Source organism: Victivallis vadensis, assembly GCF_003096415.1.
GTDB classification, from domain to species: Bacteria; Verrucomicrobiota; Lentisphaeria; order Victivallales; family Victivallaceae; genus Victivallis; species Victivallis vadensis.
In genome coordinates, this window is sequence record NZ_QEKH01000069.1 from 1 (window position 1) to 5,537 (window position 5,537).

At 51.1% G+C, this 5,537-nt stretch carries 2 tRNA genes and 3 rRNA genes; all 5 read left to right on the top strand.

What is annotated here, in order from left to right:
* Positions 1–136 precede the first annotated feature (136 nt).
* Positions 137–1,644: ribosomal RNA gene (locus C8D82_RS20295) — 16S ribosomal RNA — on the top strand.
* A 194-nt stretch (positions 1,645–1,838) separates the two neighbouring features.
* Positions 1,839–1,915: transfer RNA gene (locus C8D82_RS20300), tRNA-Ala, on the top strand.
* A gap of 127 nt (positions 1,916–2,042) precedes the next feature.
* Positions 2,043–2,119 (top strand) — tRNA-Ile (locus C8D82_RS20305).
* Between the two features lie 203 nt (positions 2,120–2,322).
* A 23S ribosomal RNA gene (locus C8D82_RS20310) occupies positions 2,323–5,255 on the top strand.
* Between the two features lie 121 nt (positions 5,256–5,376).
* Positions 5,377–5,491, top strand: a 5S ribosomal RNA gene (rrf, locus tag C8D82_RS20315).
* Together the 16S, 23S and 5S rRNA genes with 2 tRNA genes alongside form the textbook arrangement of a ribosomal RNA operon.
* The last annotated feature ends 46 nt before the right edge of the window (positions 5,492–5,537 follow it).

Genomic DNA, 5,537 nt, shown 5'->3' on the forward strand with positions numbered 1-5,537 from the left:
GGCGCTGCGTGCTGGTTGAGAGTTGATTGAAAATTGAATAGTGCGATGTAAACCTGAAAATGACTTTGATAAGACGGAAGTCTTACAGTAGTCGAATAAATAAAGCTAAATCAGATATCTCTGATAAAATTTTTATTTTACGGAGAGTTTGATCCTGGCTCAGAACGAACGCTGGCGGCATGGATTAGGCATGCAAGTTGAACGAACTCCTTCGGGAGTGAGTAGCGAAAGGGTGAGGAACGCGTGAGTAATCTGCCCATAAGTTGGGAACAACAGTTGGAAACGACTGCTAATACCGAATGTGGCTATTGACCCGCATGGGTTTTTGGCTAAAGATTTATCGCTTATGGATGAGCTCGCGTCCCATTAGCTAGTTGGTGAGGTAACGGCCCACCAAGGCTACGATGGGTAGCTGGTCTGAGAGGATGGTCAGCCACACTGGGACTGAGACACTGCCCAGACTCCTACGGGAGGCTGCAGTCGAGAATCTTGGGCAATGCGCGAAAGCGTGACCCAGCAATGCCGCGTGCATGATGAAGGCCCTCGGGTCGTAAAATGCTGTCTCCCGTGACGAATAATGACGGTAGCGGGGAAGGAAGCCACGGCTAACTACGTGCCAGCAGCCGCGGTAATACGTAGGTGGCGAGCGTTGTTCGGATTTATTGGGCGTAAAGGGTCTGTAGGAGGTTTGTTAAATACGAGGTGAAATCCGGGGGCTCAACTTCCGAATTGCCTTGTAGACTGATGAACTAGAGTACTGGAGAGGTAAGCGGAATACCAGGTGTAGCGGTGGAATGCGTAGATATCTGGTAGAACACCAATAGCGAAGGCAGCTTGCTGGACAGAAACTGACTCTGAAAGACGAAAGCATGGGGAGCAAACAGGATTAGATACCCTGGTAGTCCATGCCGTAAACGTTGTCAACTTGATGTGGGCGGATTTAGTCCTGTCCGTATCGAAGCTAACGCGATAAGTTGACCGCCTGGGAACTACGGCCGCAAGGCTAAAACTCAAAGGAATTGACGGGGGCCCGCACAAGCGGTGGAGCATGTGGCTTAATTCGAGGCAACGCGAAGAACCTTACCTGGGCTTGAAATATACCGGACCGGCTGTGAAAGCAGTCTTCTCTTCGGAGCTGGTATACAGGTGCTGCATGGCTGTCGTCAGCTCGTGCCGTGAGGTGTTCGGTTAAGTCCGGCAACGAGCGCAACCCGTGTCATTAGTTGCCAACAGGTAATGCTGGGGACTCTAATGAGACTGCCTGTGTTAAGCAGGAGGAAGGCGCGGATGACGTCAAGTCAGTATGGCCCTTACGCCCAGGGCTGCACACGTGCTACAATGGGGGGTACAATGAGAAGCGAAGTCGCGAGGCGGAGCAAATCTACAAAACCTCTCTTAGTTCAGATTGCAGTCTGCAACTCGACTGCATGAAGTTGGAATCGCTAGTAAATGCGTATCAGCTACGACGCATTGAATACGTTCCCGGGCCTTGTACACACCGCCCGTCACATCATGGGAGTTGATTGCACCCGAAATCGGTGATCTAACCTGCAAAGGAAGAAGCCGCCTAAGGTGTGGTCGATGACTGGGATGAAGTCGTAACAAGGTAGCCGTAGGGGAACCTGCGGCTGGATCACCTCCTTTCTAAGGAGCAAGCCCGAACCGTCACGGTTGTGACATCACATGGTTCGAGGTTATGGCTAAACTCCGGGTAACACCGGATGCGCCGGTTCAGCAATGGCCGGCAAAACACAACGGATTACATCGCACTATTCAAAGTTCAATCACGATTGCGGAAGGGATTCCGCGGGTTGATTTAAAAATCATGAAGCATTCAAGGGGCCGTAGCTCAATTGGCTAGAGCACCTGCTTTGCAAGCAGGATGTTGAGGGTTCGAGCCCCTTCGGCTCCACCAGTCAATACTTTACGGTGTTGAAGATGGAGTTGAACCGAAGATTGAGGCGGCTTGAAGCTGCAGGCTTTTCCGAGGCTCGGTGCCGACGGTCGGTCGTGACCGGAGGGACCGGATTTTTTGGGGAATCGGGCGTATAGCTCAGTTGGTTAGAGCGCGTCCCTGATAAGGACGAGGTCCTTGGTTCAAATCCAAGTACGCCCACCATCTTATGGGATTTGAATGCGATTGGTAACGTTTTACCGCGTTTACGGACGCGGGAAAATCGCGGTTTTCGGACTGCGTGTTGTTTGACAATTAAAGAAAATATCTTGAAGAAAATCTGCAAGAAAAAGTTATCGACACACGGAAGTGTGATCGTTAACCAACTTTTGTTGAGAGACAAGTAGACAAAATTTATGTTTCTTGGTGGTTAAGCTACTAAGGGCACATGAAGGATGCCTTGGCACTATCAGGCGATGAAGGACGTGGTAAGCTGCGAAAAGCTTCGGGGAACTGCACGCGAGTTTTGATCCGGAGATGTCCGAATGGGGAAACCCGGCTGGAGTAATGTTCAGTCATCCTTAACTGAATCCATAGGTTAAGGAAGCGATACGTGGGGAAGTGAAACATCTCAGTACCCACAGGAGAAGAAATCAAAAGAGATTGCGTCAGTAGTGGCGAGCGAAAGCGCAAGAGGCTAAACCGGTCGGTTTACTGACCGGGGTTGCGGGACTTCGATATGGCAAGCTGAATCGATAGCAGAAGGAACTGGAAAGTTCCGGCATAGAGGGTGATACCCCCGTAAGCGAAATCGGTTCGAAGCCTGGAAGTATCCCAAGTAGGTCGGGACACGTGAAACCCTGACTGAATCCGGGGAGACCACTCTCCAAGCCTAAATACTCGATAGTGACCGATAGCGTATAGTACCGCGAGGGAAAGGTGAAAAAGCACCCCGGAAGGGGAGTGAAAAGTATCTGAAATCATGTGTCTACAAAGTGTCGGAGCGCAAGCGACGGCATGCCTTTTGCATAATGAGCCTGCGACTTACTCTAACGAGCGAGGTTAAGCCTGGTGCGGAGCCGAAGCGAAAGCGAGTGTGAATAGCGCGTCTAGTTCGTTGGAGTAGACCCGAAGCTGAGTGATCTATCCATGGCCAGGTTGAATCTGCGGTAACACGCAGTGGAGGACCGAACCAGTTCATGTTGAAAAATGTTTGGATGAGCTGTGGATAGGGGTGAAAGGCCAATCAAACTCAGTGATAGCTGGTTCTCTTCGAAATAGCTTTAGGGCTAGCCTTGCGTAAATAGTTTGTGGGGGTAGAGCTACTGATTGTTCGCGGGCCCTTACCGGGGTACCAAGAACTATTAAACTCCGAATACCATAAACCGTACCGCAGGAGTCAGACTATGGGGGATAAGCTTCATGGTCGAGAGGGAGACAGCCCAGACCGCCGGCTAAGGTCCCCAATCTGGACTTAGTGGTTTGAAGGATGTGATGTTGCATAAACAGCCAGGATGTTGGCTTAGAGGCAGCCATCATTTAAAGAGTGCGTAATAGCTCACTGGTCGAGTGATATCGCGCCGAAGATGATCGGGACTGAAGTTCAGAACCGAAGCCGCGGATCGTGAATTTATTCACGGTGGTAGAAGAGCGTTGTATGCGGGTTGAAGCCGAAGAGGGATCTGAGGTGGACTGCATACAAGTGACCATGCAGGCATGAGTAGCGAAAAACCGGATGAGAATTCCGGTCACCGAAAACCCAAGGTTTCCCGGGGAAGGTTCGTCCGCCCGGGGTTAGTCGGATCCTAAGGCGAGGCTGAAAAGCGTAGTCGATGGACAACAGGTTAATATTCCTGTACTGCCTTGTCGGAGTGATGGAGGGACGCAGAGAGTCAGGTGAGCCGGCTGCTGAATATGCCGGTCGAAGCCCGTGGGACGTGCTGTTGGCAAATCCGCAGCACACTAGTCTGAGAGGCGTAAGGTAGCCGAACGCAAGTTTGGCGAATTCACTGCGACTGCACTGACGAGAAAAGCTTCTAAACGATGATGACAGGGTATCCGTACCGTAAACCGACACAGGTGGGTGAGGCGAGAAGCCTAAGGTGCGCGAGAGAAACCAACGTTAAGGAACTCGGCAAATTAGCCCCGTAACTTCGGAATAAGGGGTGCCGCCTCTGGTGAAGGGATTTACTCCCCGAGCTTAGGGCGGTTGCAATAAAGAGGCCGGTGCGACTGTTTAACAAAAACACAGCTCTATGCCAACTCGTAAGAGGATGTATATGGAGTGACACGTGACCAATGCCAAAAGGTCAATGGGAGAGGTTAGCGCAAGCGAAGCTTCGATCTGAAGCCCTGGTGAATGTCGGCCGTAACTATAACGGTCCTAAGGTAGCGAAATTCCTTGTCGGGTAAGTTCCGACCTGCACGAATCGTGTAACGATGCCGGCACTGTCTCAACGTGGATCTCGGCGAAGTTGTAATTCCGGTGAAAATGCCGGATACCTGCGGAAGGACGGAAAGACCCCATGAACCTTTACTGTAATCTGATATTGGTATTTGATTGTTCTTGTGTAGCATAGGTGGGAGGCTGTGAAGCCGCTACGCCAGTACCGGTGGAGCCACAGGTGAAATACCACCCTGGTGCAATTAGATATCTAACGGAGTCCCGTGAATCCGGGCTCCGGACCGTGTCAGAGGGTCAGTTTGACTGGGGCGGTTTCCTCCTAAATTGTAACGGAGGAGCCCGAAGGTACACTCAGCACGGTTGGCAATCGTGTGAAGAGCGTAAGGGTAGAAGTGTGCTTTACTGTAAGACAGACATGTCGAGCAGTTGCGAAAGCAGGGCCTAGTGATCCAGCGATGGAATGTGGAATCGTCGTTGCTCAACGGATAAAAGGTACTCTGGGGATAACAGGCTGATAGCGCCCAAGCGTCCATAGCGACGGCGCTGTTTGGCACCTCGATGTCGACTCATCACATCCTGGGGCTGTAGAAGGTCCCAAGGGTTCGGCTGTTCGCCGATTAAAGTGGTACGCGAGTTGGGTTCAGAACGTCGTGAGACAGTTCGGTCCTTATCCTCCGCAGGCGCAGGATATTTGATGGGATCATTCCTTAGTACGAGAGGACCGGGAATGACTGACCTCTGGTGTTCCGGTTGTGGCGTCAGCTGCATTGCCGGGTAGCTATGTCGGGAACGGATAAGCGCTGAAAGCATCTAAGCGCCAAGCCCACCCAAAGACGAGATATCCCTCCCCGCAAGGGGCTGAAGGCCGGTCAAAGACTATGACCTTGATAGGATGGCGGTGTAAGTACAGCAATGTATTCAGCTTACCATTACTAATCGGCCGTGAGGCTTAACCACCTTTTTTCTCAAAGTTCCGCATGGAGCGCTGAGAAAAAGGTTGACTCAACAGATGTTGGAAAGCCTCGATGATTGGATCTTGGAGATGATTCCAGGAGATGTTTTCTTAATTGTGATTTTTTCCGGTGCTGATAGCGGAGCAGAAACACACGTTCCCTTCCCGAACACGGTAGTTAAGGGCTCCAGCGGCGATGGTACTGTATAATTGACTATGGGAGAGTAGCACGGTGCCGGAAATTTTTTTACCTCAAGTTGCTTCGCACACAACTTGAGGTTTTTTTT